The sequence below is a fragment of the Streptomyces sp. NPDC013317 genome (genome assembly GCF_055563155.1).
On record NZ_JBVHDX010000003.1, the window covers coordinates 429,087 to 445,910 of the forward strand.

At 71.0% G+C, this 16,824-nt stretch carries 15 protein-coding genes; 9 read left to right on the forward strand and 6 right to left on the reverse strand.

Annotated features, from left to right (window positions below; genetic code table 11):
* Positions 1-10: 10 nt before the first annotated feature.
* From ACZ3IJ_RS10785 to ACZ3IJ_RS10800, 4 genes are all read left to right on the forward strand, one after another.
* A complete protein-coding gene (locus ACZ3IJ_RS10785) occupies positions 11-1,051 on the forward strand; it encodes a vWA domain-containing protein (protein WP_467467336.1) in 1,041 nt (346 codons plus the stop codon).
* A 109-nt stretch (positions 1,052-1,160) separates the two neighbouring features.
* Complete coding sequence (locus tag ACZ3IJ_RS10790; protein WP_467467337.1) at positions 1,161-1,364, forward strand: hypothetical protein; 204 nt, start codon at positions 1,161-1,163, stop codon at positions 1,362-1,364.
* 11 nt (positions 1,365-1,375) lie between these two features.
* Complete coding sequence (locus tag ACZ3IJ_RS10795; RefSeq protein ID WP_467467338.1) at positions 1,376-2,068, forward strand: polysaccharide deacetylase family protein; 693 nt, start codon at positions 1,376-1,378, stop codon at positions 2,066-2,068.
* 306 nt (positions 2,069-2,374) lie between these two features.
* On the forward strand, positions 2,375-4,132 hold the full coding sequence (locus ACZ3IJ_RS10800; RefSeq protein WP_467467339.1) for a lysyl oxidase family protein: 1,758 nt from the start codon (positions 2,375-2,377) through the stop codon (positions 4,130-4,132).
* A gap of 101 nt (positions 4,133-4,233) precedes the next feature.
* Here ACZ3IJ_RS10800 and ACZ3IJ_RS10805 read toward each other — a convergent pair whose 3' ends face one another.
* Positions 4,234-5,319: an S-(hydroxymethyl)mycothiol dehydrogenase gene (locus ACZ3IJ_RS10805; protein WP_467467340.1), complete on the reverse strand. Its 1,086-nt coding sequence runs from the start codon at positions 5,317-5,319 to the stop codon at positions 4,234-4,236.
* Positions 5,320-5,527: 208 nt separating this feature from the next.
* Between ACZ3IJ_RS10805 and ACZ3IJ_RS10810 the strand changes: the two genes are divergently transcribed.
* From ACZ3IJ_RS10810 to ACZ3IJ_RS10820, 3 genes are all read left to right on the forward strand, one after another.
* Positions 5,528-5,761, forward strand: a complete 234-nt coding sequence (locus ACZ3IJ_RS10810; RefSeq protein WP_383221569.1) for a hypothetical protein — start codon at positions 5,528-5,530, stop codon at positions 5,759-5,761.
* A gap of 26 nt (positions 5,762-5,787) precedes the next feature.
* Positions 5,788-6,210 carry an acyl-CoA thioesterase gene (locus tag ACZ3IJ_RS10815; RefSeq protein WP_467467341.1) on the forward strand — a complete coding sequence of 141 codons (423 nt, stop codon included), beginning with the start codon at positions 5,788-5,790 and terminating at the stop codon, positions 6,208-6,210.
* A gap of 151 nt (positions 6,211-6,361) precedes the next feature.
* Complete coding sequence (locus ACZ3IJ_RS10820) at positions 6,362-7,981, forward strand: MFS transporter (RefSeq protein WP_467467342.1); 1,620 nt, start codon at positions 6,362-6,364, stop codon at positions 7,979-7,981.
* Between the two features lie 78 nt (positions 7,982-8,059).
* On the opposite strand, the gene ACZ3IJ_RS10825 is transcribed toward ACZ3IJ_RS10820, so the two are convergent.
* The 5 genes from ACZ3IJ_RS10825 to ACZ3IJ_RS10845 form a co-directional block, all read right to left on the reverse strand.
* Positions 8,060-8,953, reverse strand: a complete 894-nt coding sequence (locus ACZ3IJ_RS10825; RefSeq protein WP_467467343.1) for a geranyl diphosphate 2-C-methyltransferase — start codon at positions 8,951-8,953, stop codon at positions 8,060-8,062.
* A 17-nt stretch (positions 8,954-8,970) separates the two neighbouring features.
* Entirely contained in the window at positions 8,971-10,356 is a 1,386-nt protein-coding gene (locus tag ACZ3IJ_RS10830) for a family 2 encapsulin nanocompartment cargo protein terpene cyclase (protein ID WP_467467344.1), read from the reverse strand.
* A 386-nt stretch (positions 10,357-10,742) separates the two neighbouring features.
* Positions 10,743-12,155, reverse strand: a complete 1,413-nt coding sequence (locus ACZ3IJ_RS10835; RefSeq protein WP_467467345.1) for a family 2B encapsulin nanocompartment shell protein — start codon at positions 12,153-12,155, stop codon at positions 10,743-10,745.
* 568 nt (positions 12,156-12,723) lie between these two features.
* The gene (locus tag ACZ3IJ_RS10840; protein WP_467467346.1) at positions 12,724-13,158 is read right to left on the reverse strand and encodes a VOC family protein; all 435 of its coding nucleotides are present in this window, start codon (positions 13,156-13,158) and stop codon (positions 12,724-12,726) included.
* A gap of 150 nt (positions 13,159-13,308) precedes the next feature.
* On the reverse strand, positions 13,309-15,141 hold the full coding sequence (locus ACZ3IJ_RS10845) for a CAP domain-containing protein (protein WP_467467347.1): 1,833 nt from the start codon (positions 15,139-15,141) through the stop codon (positions 13,309-13,311).
* A 318-nt stretch (positions 15,142-15,459) separates the two neighbouring features.
* On the opposite strand from ACZ3IJ_RS10845, the gene ACZ3IJ_RS10850 reads away from it, so the two are divergent.
* Together ACZ3IJ_RS10850 and ACZ3IJ_RS10855 are read left to right on the forward strand one after the other, a co-directional pair.
* Complete coding sequence (locus tag ACZ3IJ_RS10850; protein ID WP_467467348.1) at positions 15,460-16,155, forward strand: MOSC domain-containing protein; 696 nt, start codon at positions 15,460-15,462, stop codon at positions 16,153-16,155.
* A gap of 140 nt (positions 16,156-16,295) precedes the next feature.
* Positions 16,296-16,823, forward strand: a complete 528-nt coding sequence (locus ACZ3IJ_RS10855; RefSeq protein WP_352192338.1) for an NUDIX hydrolase family protein — start codon at positions 16,296-16,298, stop codon at positions 16,821-16,823.
* Position 16,824: the final 1 nt, after the last annotated feature.

Genomic DNA, 16,824 nt, shown 5'->3' on the forward strand with positions numbered 1-16,824 from the left:
GGAGCCCGTCATGTCCGGAAGCCAGAACTACATCAACCACGTCGCCCTGGTGCTGGATGCCAGTTCGTCCATGTCGCACCTGCGCGGCAAGGTCGTCGAGGTCGCCGACCAGCAGATCGCCTATCTCGCCCGCCGGTCGAGGGAGCTCGAGCAGGAGACGCGTGTCACGGTGTACGTCTTCGCCGACAAGGTGGAGTGCGTCATCTACGACAAGGACGTGCTGCGGATGCCGTCCCTGAAGGAGCTGTACCGGGTCGGCGGGATGACGGCTCTGCTGGCGGCCGCCCTGAAGTCGCAGCGAGAGCTGGCGCAGACGGCTCAGCTGTACGGCGACCACAGCTTCCTGACGTTCGTGCTCACCGACGGACAGGAGAACGCGAGCCATCGCTGCCCCGACACCCCGTCCAAGAGCCCGCGCGAGCTGGTGGACGCCGTGGCCGAGATGATCAGGGCGCAGGAGGACAACTGGACGCTGGCCGTCCTTGTGCCGGACCAGATGGGCAAGCGCGAGGCGATGCAGGGCGGCTTCCCGAAGGACAACATCGCGATCTGGAACGCCACCAGCACGCAGGGCCTCGAGGAGGCCGGCCAGGTCATCCAGCAGGCCACCGAGAAGTTCATGGTGGGTCGGGCGCGGGGCATCCGGGGCTCGCGCGCGGTGTTCTCCACGGGCGGGGAGGCCGTGAACAAGGAGACCGTCAAGGCGGCCGGTCTCGTCCCGGTGGATCCGTCCGGGTACCAGCTGATCCCGGTGGCGCGTGACGCGGGGATACGGGACTGGGTCGTCGAGTGCGGGCACACGTACCGCACCGGTGGCGCGTTCTACCAGCTGAGCAAGTCGGAGAAGGTCCAGGCGCAGAAGAAGATCGCGGTGCTGGAGAAGAAGACCGACCGGGTGTACACCGGGCCCGAGGCGCGGGCGCTGCTCGGGCTGCCGGACGTCGAGGTGCGCGTCAGGCCGGACCACAACGACGACTTCACGATCTTCGTGCAGAGCACCAGCGTGAACCGGAAGCTCGTGGCGAACACGCGGCTTCTGCTGATGCTCTGACCTGATGTCAGCCGAGCGGAGGACGGCTCGCCCCTGACCGCGCCGGTCGCGGAGGCGCGGGGCGCGTCGCGGTGCCGGCCCGGCGGGCGCGGCGGGTAGCGTGCCGCCCGTGTCCGAGCATCCACGTGACCTCGTCGGCTACGGGGCCGAGCCGCCGCACGCCTCCTGGCCCGGTGGCGCCCGCGTGGCCGTCAGCCTCGTCCTCAACTACGAGGAGGGCGGCGAGCAGAACGTTCTCGACGGCGACGCCGCCTCCGAGGGTTCCTGCACGAGATCGTCGGCGCACCGCCGGTGGTCGGGGGACGCGAGCTGAACGTCGAGTCCATGTTCGCCTACGGATCGCGTGCCGGTTTCTGGCGCATCCACCGGACGCTCGCGGCGCACCGTGCCCCGCTCACGGTCTACGCCGTGGCTCAGGCGCTGGAGCGCAATCCGGATGCCGCGCGGGCCATGGCCGGCGCGGGCTGGGAAGTGGCGAGCCACGGCTGGCGCTGGATCGACTACCGGCATGTGCCCGAGGACGTCGAGCGGGCCGACATCGCGCGCTCGGTCGCCACGATCGAGCGGCTCGTCGGGCGGCGCCCCGTCGGCTGGTACACCGGCCGGACGAGTCCGCACACACGGCGGCTCGTCGCCGAGGAAGGCGGCTTCCTCTACGACAGCGACGACTACGCGGATGACCTGCCGTTCTACGTCGAGGCGGCCGGACGACCGCATCTCGTCCTCCCGTACAGCCTGGACGCGAACGACTTCAAGTTCCTTCTCGTCCACGGGTTCACGACCGCCGACGACATGCTGGCGTACCTGATCGACACGTACGACACGTTGCACGCCGAGGGTGCCGACCGGCCGCGGATGATGAGTGTCGGCCTGCACTGCCGGGTCGTCGGCCGCCCCGGCCGGATCCGCGCGCTCGACGGCTTTCTGCGGCATGTCGCGCGGCGCGGCGGGGCGTGGGTCGCCACGCGCGAGCAGATCGCACGTCACTGGCTCGCCACGCATCCGCCGCGACACTGAGCCGCCGGGCCCTGGCCCCTGGCCCCTGGCCCCTGTCACGACAGCCCGGACCGTCGGGGGCCTCCGCTCTCAACGACCTCCGGCCGTAGGCAAGTTTCCGCGCGCCGCCCCCGCGAACGCGGACGACGTCCGTCCGTTTTCTCCGTAACGGCACTATCCGGCCAATGTCGCGGCGATTTCTTCCCTGGGGACAACCGGGCGCCCGGCCCTCTCCTCTCACCGCGCAAGGAGGCGGACGTCCTCTGTCGAAGCCGTGAACGGCCGCTGCCCGCTTCCTTCTCACAGCACCCGGAAGACGAGGGAACGATGACCAGAACGCGTACCACCCGACTGCGGCGTCCGCTGCTCGCGGGCACCACGGCCATCGCTGTCATGGCCGTGACCGCCGGATTCGTGGCCACCACGTCGAAGTCGGCGAACGCCGCCGCGGGGCCCCGACTGAGCCTCATCGCGGCGAGCAACTCGATCACGCTCACCTCCTGGAAGGAGGAGCCGGGCGTCTACCTGGATCTCGGCACCTACCTCACGGCGGAGGGGTCGCCGCTGGAGCTGAAGGTGACCCGGAAGTCCTACAAGGACCCGGTGACCATCACCCAGACCGTGTTCGAGGGCGGCAAGGCCAAGGCCAAGGCACTGCCGAACGGCACCGTGAAGGACTTCTCCGGGCTGCCGGGCTTCGCGGAGATCACCGTCACGGACAAGGCGGGCAAGCAGGTGCTCAGCCGTACCGAGAGCTTCTGCCCGAACAACGCCAGTGGCCGCGTGCGGCCCGACGCGCCCGCCACCTCGAAGTATCCGGAGAGCTGCCCGACCAATCCCTTCACCCTCGGTTCCGTCTGGGGCGTGGAGAAGGGCTGGGCCGCGAACACCTACGCGGGCTCCTACACGCAGCCGGTCAAGCTGCCGGCCGGCACGTACACCGCCAAGGTCTCGGTCGCCAAGAAGTACCGTGATCTGTTCGGCATCGCGAACAAGCCCGCCACGGTGAAGGTGACCGTGCAGGAGCGCAGCTACGAGGACGGCCGGGGTGTCGCGGCTCGTACCGCGAGCCCGGGTGGGCACGCCGGCCACGGCTCCGGTCACCAGGCGACGGCGGCAGGCGGCGCGCACGCCGGCCACGGTCCGGGGCACGCGCCGACGCCCGCCCAGGCCGGCGCGGCCCTGACGAGCGGCGCGGGTCCTTCGTACAACGTGGGTCACGGCCCGCTCAAGGCCGCCCCGCCCGCCCTGCCGTGGGCGCTGAAGAAGCAGCAGATGTCGGCGCGTGCGACGGAGGTCGGCGACACCGGGGGCCAGACGGACGGTTCGCGCAAGGCACCCGCCCTGGGACCGCTGTCCAAGCGGCCCACCGGCAAGGCCTCCGTCCCCGACGTCCCCAAGCCCGACCTGCGGTCGCTGCCGGCCTACGGCATCACCATCAGTGACGGCTACGAGGACGTCCCCGGCAAGGACTACCTGGCCTTCAGCGCCAACGTCTGGAACGCGGGCCCGGCGCAGCTCGTGGTGGACGGCTTCCGCTCGCCCGGCAAGGCCAAGATGGACGCCTACCAGTACTTCTACGACGCCAAGGGCAAGCAGGTCGGGTACACCCCGACCGGCACCATGGAATGGGACCCCCGGCCGGGTCACGTGCACTGGCACTTCACCGACTTCGCCAGCTACCGGCTGCTGAAGGCGGACAAGAAGGAGACCGTGCGCAGCGGCAAGGAGGCCTTCTGTCTGGCCAACACCGACGCGGTCGACTACACGGTGAAGAACGCCAACTGGCACCCGTACAACACCGATCTGTCCACCGCCTGCGGCCAGGAGAACTCGATCTCCGTCCGCGAGGTCCTGGACGTCGGCTCCGGTGACACCTACACGCAGGACCTGCCGGGCCAGTCGTTCGACATCACCGACCTGCCCAACGGCACGTACTACATCCAGGTGCTGGCCAACCCGGAGAACCGGCTGAAGGAGACCAGCACCGCCAACAACAGCGCCCTGCGGAAGGTCGTGCTCGGCGGAAAGCCGGGCAAGCGGACGGTGACGGTTCCGGCGCACGACCTGGTGAACGCGAACTGACGGTACGTCCGTAGCGCACGCTCACCCGAAGGCCTCCCCGTGGCGTCTCGCTCCGGGGAGGCCTTCTCACGTGGCGGGAGGAGCGGCGAGGCCTCCACCGCTCACAGGATCACCACCGAGCGCAGCACGTCGCCCTCGTGCATACGGGCGAAGGCCTTCTCGACGTCGTCGAGCCCGATCGTCTCCGTGACGAAGGCCCCGAGGTCGATACGGCCCTGCTGATGGAGGTCGATCAGCATCGGGAAGTCGCGCGAGGGCAGGCAGTCGCCGTACCAGGACGACTTCAGGGCGCCGCCGCGGCCGAAGACGTCGAGCAGGGGCAGTTCGAGCTTCATGTCCGGGGTGGGGACGCCGACGAGGACGACGGTCCCCGCGAGGTCGCGGGCGTAGAAGGCCTGCTCGTAGGTCTCGGGCCGGCCGACCGCCTCGATGACGACGTCCGCGCCGAAGCCGCCGGTCAGCTCGCGGATCGACGCGACCGGATCGGAGAGACGGGAGTTGACGGTGTGGGTGGCGCCCATCGTCCTCGCCGTCTCGAGCTTGCGGTCGTCGATGTCGACGGCGATGATCCGGGCCGCGCCCGCCAGCCGTGCTCCGACGATCGCCGCGTCCCCGACGCCCCCGCAGCCGATGACGGCGACGGTGTCCCCGCGGCCGACGTCGCCGGTGTTCATCGCGGCGCCGATGCCCGCCATCACGCCGCAGCCGAGGAGCCCCGCCACGGCCGGCGACACGGCGGGGTCGACCTTGGTGCACTGTCCGGCGGCGACCAGGGTCTTCTCCGCGAACGCACCGATCCCCAGTGCGGGGCTGAGTTCCGTGCCGTCGGCCAGCGTCATCTTCTGCCGCGCGTTGTGGGTGTCGAAGCAGTACCAGGGGCGTCCCCGCAGGCAGGCGCGGCAACGTCCGCACACCGCACGCCAGTTCAGGACGACGAAGTCGCCGGGCGCGACGTCGGTGACGCCCTCGCCGACCGACTCGACGACCCCGGCGGCCTCATGGCCGAGAAGGAACGGGAAGTCGTCGTTGATGCCTCCCTGTTTGTAGTGCAGATCCGTGTGACAGACCCCGCAGGCCTGCACCTTGACCACTGCCTCACCCGGCCCCGGATCCGGCACCAGCACCGTCTCCACCCGCACCGGCTCGTTCCTGCCGAGGACGACCACGCCCTGAACCCGCTGTGTCATACGGCCGATTCTTCCCCCTCTCGGACCCGTTCATGGTGTGCCGTGCTGCCTCGATGGCGAATTCCGTACGAAGCCGCAGCGGCCACGCCTCCGGGGCGGGGCGTTCTCCAGCGGCCGCGCGGTGCGAGCGCGGTGTAATTCTGATGCATTTCCGCACCAGATCCGTATCATCGTGGTGCGTGGCTCGGCATCCGAACCGGAAGGCATCATGACCGTGAACCAGCTCCCCTCCCATCCCGACAGCGAACGGCTCTCCGTGACGCTCTGCCCGCCCGCCGTGACGGCCGTGGCGGAACTCGCCGCGGCCGGCGGGGTCAGCAAGGCGGACGTCATCAACCGGGCGATCCTCCTCCTGGGCTTCGTCGAAAGCGAGCGCGCCAAGGGCCACGACCTGATGATCCGTGACACCGAGGGTGCGCTCGAGCGCATCCACATCCTCTGAAACCCGACCCCACCGAGAGGCACACCGTGGCAGATCCGTTTTACGTACCCGTCGTCGTACGCGGGTACGAGACCGACACCCAGGGCCATCTGAACCAGGCCGTCTACCTCCAGTACGCGGAACACGCCCGCTGGTCCCTGCTGCAGACGGCAGGCATCCGGCAGAAGGACCTGCTGGAGAAGGGTGTGGGGCCGGTGGCCCTGGAGGTGACGGTGCGGTACCTGAGGGAGCTGCGTGCCGGCGACGAGGTGGAGGTCACCTGCACCTTCGTCTGGGGCGAGGGCAAGGCCTTCCACATCGAGCAGACGATCCGCAAGGCGGACGGCACCGTGGCCGCCGAGGTGACCGGCGTGGGCGGTCTGCTGGATCTGCAGGCGCGCAAGCTGGTCGCCGATCCGCGCGCGTACTTCCGTGAGCTGGCCGCGTCCCCGGAGGAGTTCGGCCTCTGACCCGGGCGGAGCCGTACACCCGCACGGCCGAACGGGGGCGACTCTCCCCCGGCCGTGCGCGGGGCCCGAGACCGCCCTGATCGCCCTGGACAGCGGCGTCGGGGGCTCGGGCCCGGATGCGTCGGGGCGGGTCCGGGGTGATCATCCGAACATGGCAGGTACTCCCCCACCCCCCGAGACGGCCCGCGACAGCAGCGCGGGGGCGCCCCGCCAGACACTCGCCCTCACGGCGATGCTGTTCGCGGTGTCCATGACGTTCATCGATCAGACCATCGTGTCGATCGCGGCGCCGACCATCACCGACCAGCTCGGCCTCTCGGCCTCAGGCATGCAATGGGTGGTCAACGCCTATCTGCTCTCCCTCGCCGCGTTCTTCGCGCTCGGCGGACGGCTCTCCGATCTCTTCGGACACCGCCGGATCATGCTGATCGGCACGGTCGTCTTCGTCGTCTCCTCGGTGCTGTGCGGCTGCGTCCCCTCCGGCGGCTTCGCGCAGGCCTGGCTCATCCTCTTCCGGGCCACCCAGGGCCTGGGCGCGGCGCTGATGTTCCCGGCGGCGCTGGCCGTCGTCATCGCCGTCTTCCCCGTCGACCGGCGCGGGCGGGCCCTGGCTCTCTTCTTCGGTCTGTCGGGGGCCCTGACAGCGGTCGGGCCCCTTCTGGGCGGCTGGCTGACCCAGTGGACCTGGCGGGCGATCTTCTGGGTGAACGTGCCCGTCGCCGTCGTGGCGATCGTCCTCGCCGTGCTGGCCCGGATCCCGGAGAAGCGCCGGGCCGAACGGCTCGACGTCGTCGGTGCCGTACTGGTGGCGGCCGGTATGGGCCTGAGCGTGCTGGGCTTTCAGCAGGCCGCCGCCTGGGGCTGGAGCAGCGTGGCGACCTGGGCCTGCATCGTCGGCGGCCTGGCGATCCTGGCGGTCTTCTACGGCTACGAGCGGCGGGTCAGCCACCCGCTGATCGATTTCGACGTCTTCCGGGACCGGGCCTTCACCGTCGACAGCCTCGTGCTGTTCTTCGCCATGCTCGCCTTCGTGCCGGTGTTCTTCTTCGCCTCCGTGTACGCGCAGGTGTCGCTGAGCGCCTCGCCGAACCAGGCCGCGCTGTTCCTGCTGTACTTCTTCATCGGCTTCGGCATCGCGTCGCAGTGGGGCGGCAAGATCCTGGACAAGCGCGGCGCCAGGCCCGCGATGAAGATCGGCTGTGCGCTCGGCGCGGTGGGCTTCTACCTCTGGGCGGAGGAGCTCACCGACCTGTCGATGCACGACCAGTGGCCGTACGCCGCCATGGCCGGCGCCGGCATCGGCTTCCTCCTCGCCCCCGCCTCCACGGACGCCGTCAACCGCTCCATCGACGCCTCGTACGGCGAGGTCACCGGGATCACCCAGACGATCCGCAACTACGCGGCCGCGATCGGCATGGCCGTGTTCGGCACGGTCCTGACCCACGTCACGACGGACCGGGTCACCGCGACGCTGCAGCAGCGCGGTCTGCCGCCGGCCGAGGCCGGATCGACGGCCCGTCATGTCGCGGAGGCGGTCACCGGGCACCCGGACGGGAAAGGCCCGTCCGGGGACGGGCCGGTCGCCCAGGCGCTCAAGGGGGCCGGCGACGCGATCCGGCTGGACTTCGCCGAGGCGAACCAGTGGGTCTTCTACGGCATGGCGATCGCGCTGGCCGTCGCCTTCGTGTGCGCGCTCGCCCACCCGGGAACCCAGGTCACGGCGGATCGGAGCAAGGATGTCCCGGTCGGGGAGTCCGCGCCGCGGAGCTGACCGCCGGGGCCGGTCCGCCGCGCGCCGAAGGGGCCGGGTCCGCGTCGGCGGCGGGCCCGGCCCCTCGGGGCGGTGGGATCAGACGCGGTCGGCGGCGATGAGGACGTACTGGAAGGAGCCGTCCTTGTACGAGTTGATGAACGCCTCCTCGATGCCGGTGACCAGCGACGACGTGGCCCGCAGCTCCCAGTAGGGCAGGGTCTCCGGCGTCAGGTCGATGACGGCCTGCGGGACGAGGCGGTTGTCGGCCATGGCGCGCAGGTACTCGCGGCGCGAGTGGATGTTGCACTCGAAGTGGGCGTTGATCTGGGAGACCCACTTCGAGGGCTGGCCGTACCGCGGGTTCCAGCAGCCGGTGATGGTGACGTAGCGGCCACCGACCTCGAGGATGCGGGAGTGCTCGGCGAACAGGTCGTGCAGGTCGACGTACATGCTCGACTCGTTGTTCCAGGAGGCCGCGGCCTGCCCGGTCTCGAAGGGCATGTCGAGCATGTTGCAGACCCGGGCGCGGACGTGGTCGCCGATACCGAGCTCCTGAGCGCGGTTGTTGGCGAAATCGGCCTGCTTGGCGGAGAGGGTCACGCCTTCGACCTTGCATCCGAACCGCTGGTGGGCCATGACAAGGGAGCCGCCGCGTCCGCAGCCGGCGTCCACGAGGGTGTCGTCACCCCCGATGGCACCGAGGTGGTCCAGAAGGATGTCGGTCTGCGCCGACTCCAGGCGGTGGAGTTCGGCGATCAGCTTCTTCTCGTACTCGCTGTCGGCCGGGTCACCGAGGGCTGCGTGGTCGATGTCACCGATGCCGTAGTGGTGGTGGTAGAGCCCGTCGACGTCGCCGAGGCGGAGGTTCACGGGTCGGGCCTCGTGGTCCCAGTACCGGGCGATGTCGCCCTGGTAGGGGGAGGCCGGGGAGGGGACGAAGGGAGAGCCGGCGGAGGTGGAGACGGAGGTGGTGGTGAGCTCAGTGGTCATGGATGGTTCCTTCGTATTTACCAGAAATCGGGCAGGCTGTAGCGGTAGGTGTTGGTCTGGTGCCAGTAGTGGTTGCCGTCGACCCACACGGCGACGCCGCGCAGGAAGCGCAGGACGTTCGGGGCGGGGCAGGCGGCCGCCAGGGCGGCGGCCTCCGCCTCGAAGGCGTGCATGAGGTCGTTGTGGACCTCGACGGCCTTGAGGTAGGCGTCCCGTTCGGAGAGGTTCTCGCGTTCGGCGATCACCACGGGCAGGTTCAGGTGCCGGCCTGGGCTGGCGAGTTCCTTGGTGTAGGAGTAGAGGTCGTTGACGATCGTGGTCGCGTTCCCGGCGAGCGCGATGACCCGCTGCATGGCGGGCTGGGCGTGCAGGTCCGCGGGGAGCTCGTAACCGCCGACGGTGTCGGTGATGGTGGGGCAGGGGCGGAAGTTGTTGAACTGGCGCATCGCCAGGTACTCCCACACCTCGGGGACGTGGTCGGTCTCGGACCACGCGGCCTCGGCGAGGTACCCCATGTGAAGGCGGGCCATGTCGTGCCGGAACCGGTCCGCCTGGGAGGGTGTGGCCTGCTGAAGGAAGTACTCCATGGCGGAGCGGTACGCGCGCCGGGGGGCGTCCGCGTGGAGCGAGTCGGCCCAGGCCCCCTCGTACTCCTTCGTGGTGTGCACCGGGTCGAGGGCGGTGTGCGCGAGCAGCAGCCGGCCGCCCAGGCCGATGGGTGAGCCGCCGTGGTCCTCGCAGTAGCAGTCGTCGACGGCGTTCTCCGCGACCATCAACCGGGTGGCGAGCATCAGATGGTCGATGGTGGGCGCGTCCGGGTGGCAGGCGACCATGTAGCGGCCGACGGAGAAGCCGTCGAACTGGTCCTCCCACTCCTCGGGAACCGCCTGTACCTCGTCCACCGCCCAGGACTTGATCCTGCGGCTGATCTCCTCGACCCGTACGGGGTCGGGCTCGGCCACCGGGTGGAAGTAGAGGCCGGGGATGGGGGTGCCCTCCGCCGGGGCGCCGGGCGCCGCCGGGACGGCCTCCTCGCTCAGGGTCAGGTGCAGGCCTGCCGTGCCCAGGCCGCTCGGTCCGCGGAGGACCCGCTCCAGGGCGGCCTCGGCCTGATCGGCGACGGCGTGGGGCGCGGCTTCGGCCACGGCGGCGGTCGGGGCGTCGGTGGTGGGCCCGGCGACTGGTGCCGCTGCCGCTGCGGGGAGCGGCAGGGTGAGCGGGGCGGGCGGCCCGGGGAGAGCGGGGGCCGACGCGGTGTCGGGCAGGGGTGGGGTGTCCGCCGCGGTGGGAGGCGTGTCGGTGGCAGGAGCGGTGGCGAGGGTGGTGGCGAGGAGGTGGGCCCCGAAGTGGGCCGCGGCGGTGGGCAGGCTCGACTGCAGCGGGGAAAGCCCGGGATCGGGCATCCGTGGCTCCTTGGTGAGGTGGGTGGGCAGTCCCTGGTTCCGGACGCGCACGCCCGGACCGGGTGCGTCGGGGCCGTCGCGGCCGCCGGACGATCGTCCAGGGGTGTCTTGTGGGTCGGGATCGGGAACGGGCGCGAGGCTCGGACTCTGGCTCTGCCTTCAGGCTCGGACTCTGCCTTCAGGCTCGGCCCGACTCGTGCTCAGGGGGTTCCGGCCGGGGGCGGAGTGCCACACCCGGGCCGGTCGGTGAGCGGCGCCCGCACCGGTGCGCTCCGGGGCCGACGCTGTTCGGGCGCCCCGGCGGCGCGGCGAGGTGCCGCGCGCCGGGTGGCGTGGGCCTGGCGCCGACCCCGGCGCCGTCCTCGGCCCCGGCCGTGGATCACGTCCTAGTCGCGCCTGCGCGCGATCTGAACGTTCTCCAGCACGCCGAGCGCGTTGGGCACCAGGATGGCGGCGGAGTAGTACGTGGTGACCAGGTACGAGGTGATGGCCTGCTCGCTGATACCCATGAAACGGACCGAGAGGCCGGGCTCGAACTCCTCGGGCAGCCCGGTCTGGTGGAGGCCGATGACGCCCTGGTTGTCCTCTCCGGTCCGCATGGCGAGGATCGAGCTGGTGTTGTCCTCGTTGATGGGGATCTTGTTGCAGGGCAGGATCGGGACCCCACGCCAGGCGAGGACGCGCTCCCCGTGGAGCTCGACGGTGTCCGGGTAGACCCCGCAGGCGTTGAGCTCACGCCCGATGGCCGCGATCGTCCTGGGGTGGGCGAGGAAGAGCTTGGTGCTGCGGCGGCGGCAGAGCAGCTCGTCGAGGTCGTCCGGGGTGGGTGGTCCCGAGTGCGTCTGGATGCGCTGCTTGAAGTCGGCGTTGGCGAGCAGGCCGAACTCGCGGTTGTTGATCAGCTCGTGCTCCTGGCGCTCGCGCAGCGCCTCGATGGTGAGCCGGAGCTGTTCCTTGGCCTGGTTCATCGGCCCGTTGAACAGGTCGGAGACCCTGGTGTGCACCCGTAGGACGGTCTGGGCGACGGAGAGTTCGTACTCGCGGGGCTTGAGCTCGTAGTCCACGAAGGCGCCGGGGAGCCGGGCTTCGCCCACGTGACCGGCGGACATCGCGATCTCGGCCTCGCCGTGCTTGTTCTGCCGCTGCCGGGGAAGCGAGCTGAACTGCTGGATGTGGGCGTGGAGATGCGGCGCCGCGGCCACCACGGCGTCGAAGTCGCGCCGGGACAGGCTGAGCAGCGTGCCGGCGGTGGCGGCGACGGCGGTGCTGTCCCAGGTACCGCCGCCGTCGAGGAGGGCGTGGTCCCCGAACCGGTCGCCGTCGGCGAGGACGGCCACGGCGACCTCGTCGCCGTACTTGCCGAGGGCGCTCTGGGTCACGCGACCGCGGGCGATCAGGTGGATGTGCTCGGCGGGGGTTCCGCGCTCGACGAGCACCTCACCCTCGCGGAAGTCGCGTTGGACGCACCGGCCGGCGATCGCGGTCAGCACCTCCACGTCGTCGAAGCCGCGCAGCAGGGCGAGTTCGCCGAGCTCGCGGGGGATCACGCGGACGTCGGCACCGTCCTGGACGAACTCGATGCGTCCGTCACCGACGGTGTAGCTGAGCCGGCGGTTGACTCGGTAGGCGCCGCCCTTGGTCTCCACCCAGGGGAGCATCCGCAGCAGCCAGCGAGAGGAGATCTCCTGCATCTGCGGGGCGGACTTGGTCGTTGTGGCGAGGTTACGGGCAGCCGCAGTACTCAGACTGGAGGGCCGGGGCGGCTCTACTTGCGCTTCCGGGCTGGTCTCGACAGTCATCGGGCGAGCGCTCCTTCGCGAGGCGATGATCGGCGTCCACACGCGCCAACCGGTGAAAAGAAGGACGACGGAGAGGAATCAGGGAGAGAAGCGGAGGAAGAGGGGCGTACCGGGAATTCCTCCAGATCCCGTGGAACAATAACGTCCGGTAAGCCCGGCTCGCCCCGGCAGAGGGCATGGTTACCCAGATGCAGTGATCTTGCTCGGCGCCGTGTTTACCCCGGGAATGGACGACATCCGGACACGTGCGAGGCAGGGGTGTGACGCGCCGCGGGGAGACGTCTCGGGTGCGGCTCGCCGACGCGCGGAGGGGCCCGCGCACGCCTGGCGTCCTCGGGCGGGCCTGGCGGATCGGCGCTCGGCTCGACGCCCGGCAGAGAGCGGGCGCCCTGATCCGGCCAGGGCGGAGGTCAGGCCTGGTCGGCGCCGAAGCCGCCTGCCCGTAGGTCCGTTCGAGTCGTACGGGCAGGCATCTCCGGCCCAGCGCGCGGGGGCGGCCGACGGACACGACGTCACATCGAAGAGGCCGTGCGCCGAGCGCAGTTGGCGGCGCACGGCGGGCCCTGCCTCAGTCGAGGCAGAACTCGTTCCCCTCCGGATCCTCCATCACGATGATCCCCTCGTCGATGCCGTCGGGATCGAGCCGGTACTGCCGCTTGGCTCCCAGCGCCTCCAGCCTGGCGGCCTCCTCCTCCAGGGTGGCCATCCGCTCGTCCCCGGTCTGGCCGGGCGCGGCACGCACGTCCAGGTGGACGCGGTTCTTCGCCGTCTTGCCCTCGGGGACCTTCTGGAAGAACACCCTCGGCCCCCGGCCGTCCGGATCGGTGATGGCCGACCGGTCGTTGTGCTTCTCGGGCGGTACGCCCCACGCCGACAGGGCGGCCGTCCAGTCGGGGAAGCCCTCGGGCGGCGGTGCGAGGCGGTACCCCAGCGCCTCGGCCCAGAACGCTGCCAGCGCACCTGGATCGCCGCAGTCGTACGTCACTTGGAATTCCTTGGCCATGCCGCCTCCGACCGCTCGAACTCTGCCAGTCCTCGCCCGGGGCGTCTCCCGGGGAGCCCGGCCATCCTCGCACCGGTCTCTGACACCTGGTATGGCGAAAGGGAGGAGGGCGGCCGACCACCCGGGGTGGCCGGCCCTGCCTCGCGGGCGTCAGCCTCGGCGGGCGCCGAAGACCTGGGTCCAGTAGGGACCGCCTTCGTCGTGGACGCCGATGCCGATCTCCTTGAAGTCGCAGTTGAGGATGTTCGCGCGGTGTCCGGGGCTGTTCATCCAGGAGTTCATGACCTGCTCCGGGGTGCTCTGGCCCATGGCGATGTTCTCGCCGTAGGTCGACCAGGGGTACCCGGCGGCCGTGACGCGTTCGCCGGGTCCGTCGCCGTCGGGGTTGGTGTGGTCGAAGTAGTCGCGCGCCGCCATGTCGTCGGAGTGGCCCTGGGCCGCCCTGGTCAGGGTCGCGTTCGCCGAGAGCGGGCCGCATCCCGCCTTCGCACGCTCGGCGTTGACGAGGCTGATCACCTGGTCGGCGACCGAGTCCGAACCGGAGCCGCCCTGCTTGCCCGCGCCTGTCCCGGTGTCCGAGCCATTGCCGGAGCCGCTTCCGGGCCGCGTGGTCTTGGGCTTGGGCGACGAGGTGCGGGGGGCGGCCGTCCTGGTCGGTTCGGACGTGGCGGTGCTCTTGGGGCGGGGCGATGCGGTGGTGGCCTTGGCGCTGGGCGATGCCGACGTCGAGGCGGAGGCCGAGGCGGAAGCCGAGGCCGTCGAGGGGGTCGCGGAGAGGCCGTTGGGCTCCTGCGCGAGCGGCAGGTCCGGGGCCGGGGCCGCCGCGCGGTTCGCTTCGAGGAGTTCGCCCTCTCCCCCGCGTCCTGCGCTCAGGTAGAAGGATCCGCCGGTGAGGGCCACGACGGCCATCCCCGCGGTGACGGCGACCTTGCGGCGGCTGCGTTCGCGCTCCTGACGGCGGCGGCGGCGCGCGTTCCGGGCCGCCCGCGGGCCGGGCCCGCCGGTCCACGCCGCGTGCGCATCCTGCGGCACTCCCGGTGCGTACGGCGGGGTGAGGTCGACGTGACCGATGAGCTGGGTCTGGTCGGCCTCGTCCAGGTCGGCGGCCGGATCGTGGCTGCCCACGCCGTCCGCGAACGGGTGCGGCGCCGGGGAGGCGTACGCCGTCCGCGCGTACGAGGTCGTCTTCGGGTTCTCGGCGGCCGTCAGCCCCATGAGCAGCCGCGTCGGCGGGGGGACCAGGGGCAGTCCGGCCAGCAGCGTCTCCGTCGGCACGAGGCCGCGCCAGCGGGCGGCGCACTGGACGCAGCCGCCGGCGTGCCGGGCCAGGTGCTCGCGCCAGGGGGCGGAGGGGCGGCCGTCCCAGGTTCCCGCCTCGTAACCGAGGGCGGGGCAGAGCGGGTTCGTCGCGAGCGCGCCGACGACGACCCGTGCCGCGTCGAGCCGGGCCCGCATGCCCTCCACCCGTACGGCCGTGTTCTCGACGGACCACTGGAGGGCCGCGGCGACCTCGTACCGGCTCAGCTCTCCGGCGCACTCCAGCCACCACAGCGCCAGCAGGTCGGCGTCCTCGGGCTCGATCCAGCGGGCCGCCTCCGCGGCCTCGCGCTGCTGACCGGTCAGGTAGAGGTGTCCCACGGTCGCGTCCGCGAAGTCCGTGCCGGGGGCGGGGAGTGCGGCCGCGTCGCCGAGGAGCCGGCTGTGCTGCATGTGCCTGCGGACGCCGTCCACGGCGATGGCCACCAGCCAGGGACGGAAGGCGTCCAGGTCCCGAAGGCCGGCCAGGCCGTCGAGGGCCCGCAGCATCGTCTCGTGTGCGAGGGCGTCGACGTCCTGCTGTCCGTTCAGGGCGCGCCCGACGATGTTGTAGACCAGGGGCAGATGAGTGGCGACCAAGTGGTCCCGTGCCCAGGCGTCGCCGTACTGTGCCGCCCTGACCAGCTCCGTATGGTGCCCCTGCTCCGTACCTATGCCCTGATTCACGCTGTCTGTCCTGCCTGTTGAAGATGTCGGCACACGGGAGATGCCGGCGCGGCCTGCGGATAACGGGAAACGACGCCCCCTTGACGTGATGTAGGTCACTCGACCTGGACGACGTTCGTCCGCGCCCGCGGGCAACAGCGCGGCTCCCCATGCATATACGGCGCGAACGCCGGGCCTGTCTCACCGCGGCCCGGCGCCGGGCCGGGTACGCATGGCGGGAAGTCGGCCACAGGTGTCCCGGGAGGTACTGGAGCCCCGGGGCCGGCGGCACGAGAATGCCGTCTGACAGCGCCGGTCCGGGACCCGAGAGAGATTCACGTGCACCTTCGAGAAGTCTGGCGATTCCCCGTCAAGTCCATGCGCGGGGAGCGGCTGAAGAGCGTCGAGCTCACCGACAACGGTCTGACCGGTGACCGGCACATCCACGTGCGCGACTCCCGCGGTCTGCTGACCGCCCGGGTGCGCTCGCGGCTGCTCGGCCTGTCGGCGACGACGTCGGACGACGGCGGCGTGCTCGTCGACGGGCATCCGTGGGACGGCCCGGAGGCGGCGGCGCTGATCCGGGGCGCGGCCGGCCCCGACGCGGAGGCGGTGCGCTACACCGGCCGGGAGAGGTTCGACGTCCTCAACCTGACCGTCATCACCGACGGCGCGGCGCAGGCCCTCGGCCACGACCCGCGGCGGCTCCGTTCCAACCTGGTGATCGGCGGCGTACCCGGACTCGCCGAACGCGACTGGCCGGGCCGTACGCTGCGCATCGGGGGTGCGGTCATCGGCGTCCTCAAGCTGCGGTCCCGCTGTGTCATGACGACGGTCGACCCCGACACGGGCGAGCGGAACCACGACGTGCTGCGCGACATCCACCGGTTGTACGACGGGACGTTCGCGCTGGACTGCTGGGTGGCCTCCCCCGGCACCGTGACCGAGGGCGACGAGGTCCGGCTGACCGACGAGGAGTGGCCGGAGCCGGTGCGCGGCGGTTGGATCGTCGGGGCGCCGTACCTGGTGCCCTGACGCCTCTCGCCGGGCGGGGCGCTCCCCCGGGGGTCCGCCTCGCCCGGCATGCCGTCGTCCGCCCGCATTCCCACCCGCCTGGCAGACACGCGATCTGGGCCGAAAGCCGGCCTGGAAAGTATGATCAAGCGATGTCTGACATGACCGAGACCACGCCCGGCTGGCTGACGACGGACGAGCTTGATGTCGCCAGGGCCCGGATGCCCATCCTGTACGTCGAGGCCGTGCCCGTGCGGGTGGACGACAGCGGCGAAGTGACCAGCATCGGAGTGCTTCTGCGGATGGGTGCGGAGGGGACGATCAGCCGTACGCTGGTCTCCGGGCGTGTCATGCACCACGAGCGGGTCCGTGACGCGCTGCTGCGCCATCTGGAGAAGGACCTCGGCCCGGTGGCCCTGCCCCGCGTTCCTGCCTCGCTCCAACCCTTCACGGTCGCCGAGTACTTCCCCACGGCGGGCATCACCCCGTTCCACGATCCGCGTCAGCACGCCGTGTCCCTCGCGTACATCGTGCCGGTGGCGGGTGACTGCCGCCCGCGCCAGGACGCGCTGGATCTGGTGTGGTTCAGCCCGCAGGAGGCGGCCTCCCCTGCTGTGCAGGGTGAGATGCCGGGCGGCCACGGGGTGCTGTTGAAGCAGGCCCTCGCCCATGTGGGACACGCCTACTGAC

Coding starts and splice junctions, on each gene's coding strand:
- ACZ3IJ_RS10785 (WP_467467336.1), top strand. CDS start 11: ATGTCCGGAAGCCAGAACTACATCAACCACGTCGCCCTGGTGCTGGAT.
- ACZ3IJ_RS10795 (WP_467467338.1), top strand. CDS start 1,376: ATGTTCGCCTACGGATCGCGTGCCGGTTTCTGGCGCATCCACCGGACG.
- ACZ3IJ_RS10800 (WP_467467339.1), top strand. CDS start 2,375: ATGACCAGAACGCGTACCACCCGACTGCGGCGTCCGCTGCTCGCGGGC.
- ACZ3IJ_RS10805 (WP_467467340.1), bottom strand. CDS start 5,319: ATGACACAGCGGGTTCAGGGCGTGGTCGTCCTCGGCAGGAACGAGCCG.
- ACZ3IJ_RS10810 (WP_383221569.1), top strand. CDS start 5,528: ATGACCGTGAACCAGCTCCCCTCCCATCCCGACAGCGAACGGCTCTCC.
- ACZ3IJ_RS10820 (WP_467467342.1), top strand. CDS start 6,362: ATGGCAGGTACTCCCCCACCCCCCGAGACGGCCCGCGACAGCAGCGCG.
- ACZ3IJ_RS10825 (WP_467467343.1), bottom strand. CDS start 8,953: ATGACCACTGAGCTCACCACCACCTCCGTCTCCACCTCCGCCGGCTCT.
- ACZ3IJ_RS10830 (WP_467467344.1), bottom strand. CDS start 10,356: ATGCCCGATCCCGGGCTTTCCCCGCTGCAGTCGAGCCTGCCCACCGCC.
- ACZ3IJ_RS10835 (WP_467467345.1), bottom strand. CDS start 12,155: ATGACTGTCGAGACCAGCCCGGAAGCGCAAGTAGAGCCGCCCCGGCCC.
- ACZ3IJ_RS10840 (WP_467467346.1), bottom strand. CDS start 13,158: ATGGCCAAGGAATTCCAAGTGACGTACGACTGCGGCGATCCAGGTGCG.
- ACZ3IJ_RS10855 (WP_352192338.1), top strand. CDS start 16,296: ATGACCGAGACCACGCCCGGCTGGCTGACGACGGACGAGCTTGATGTC.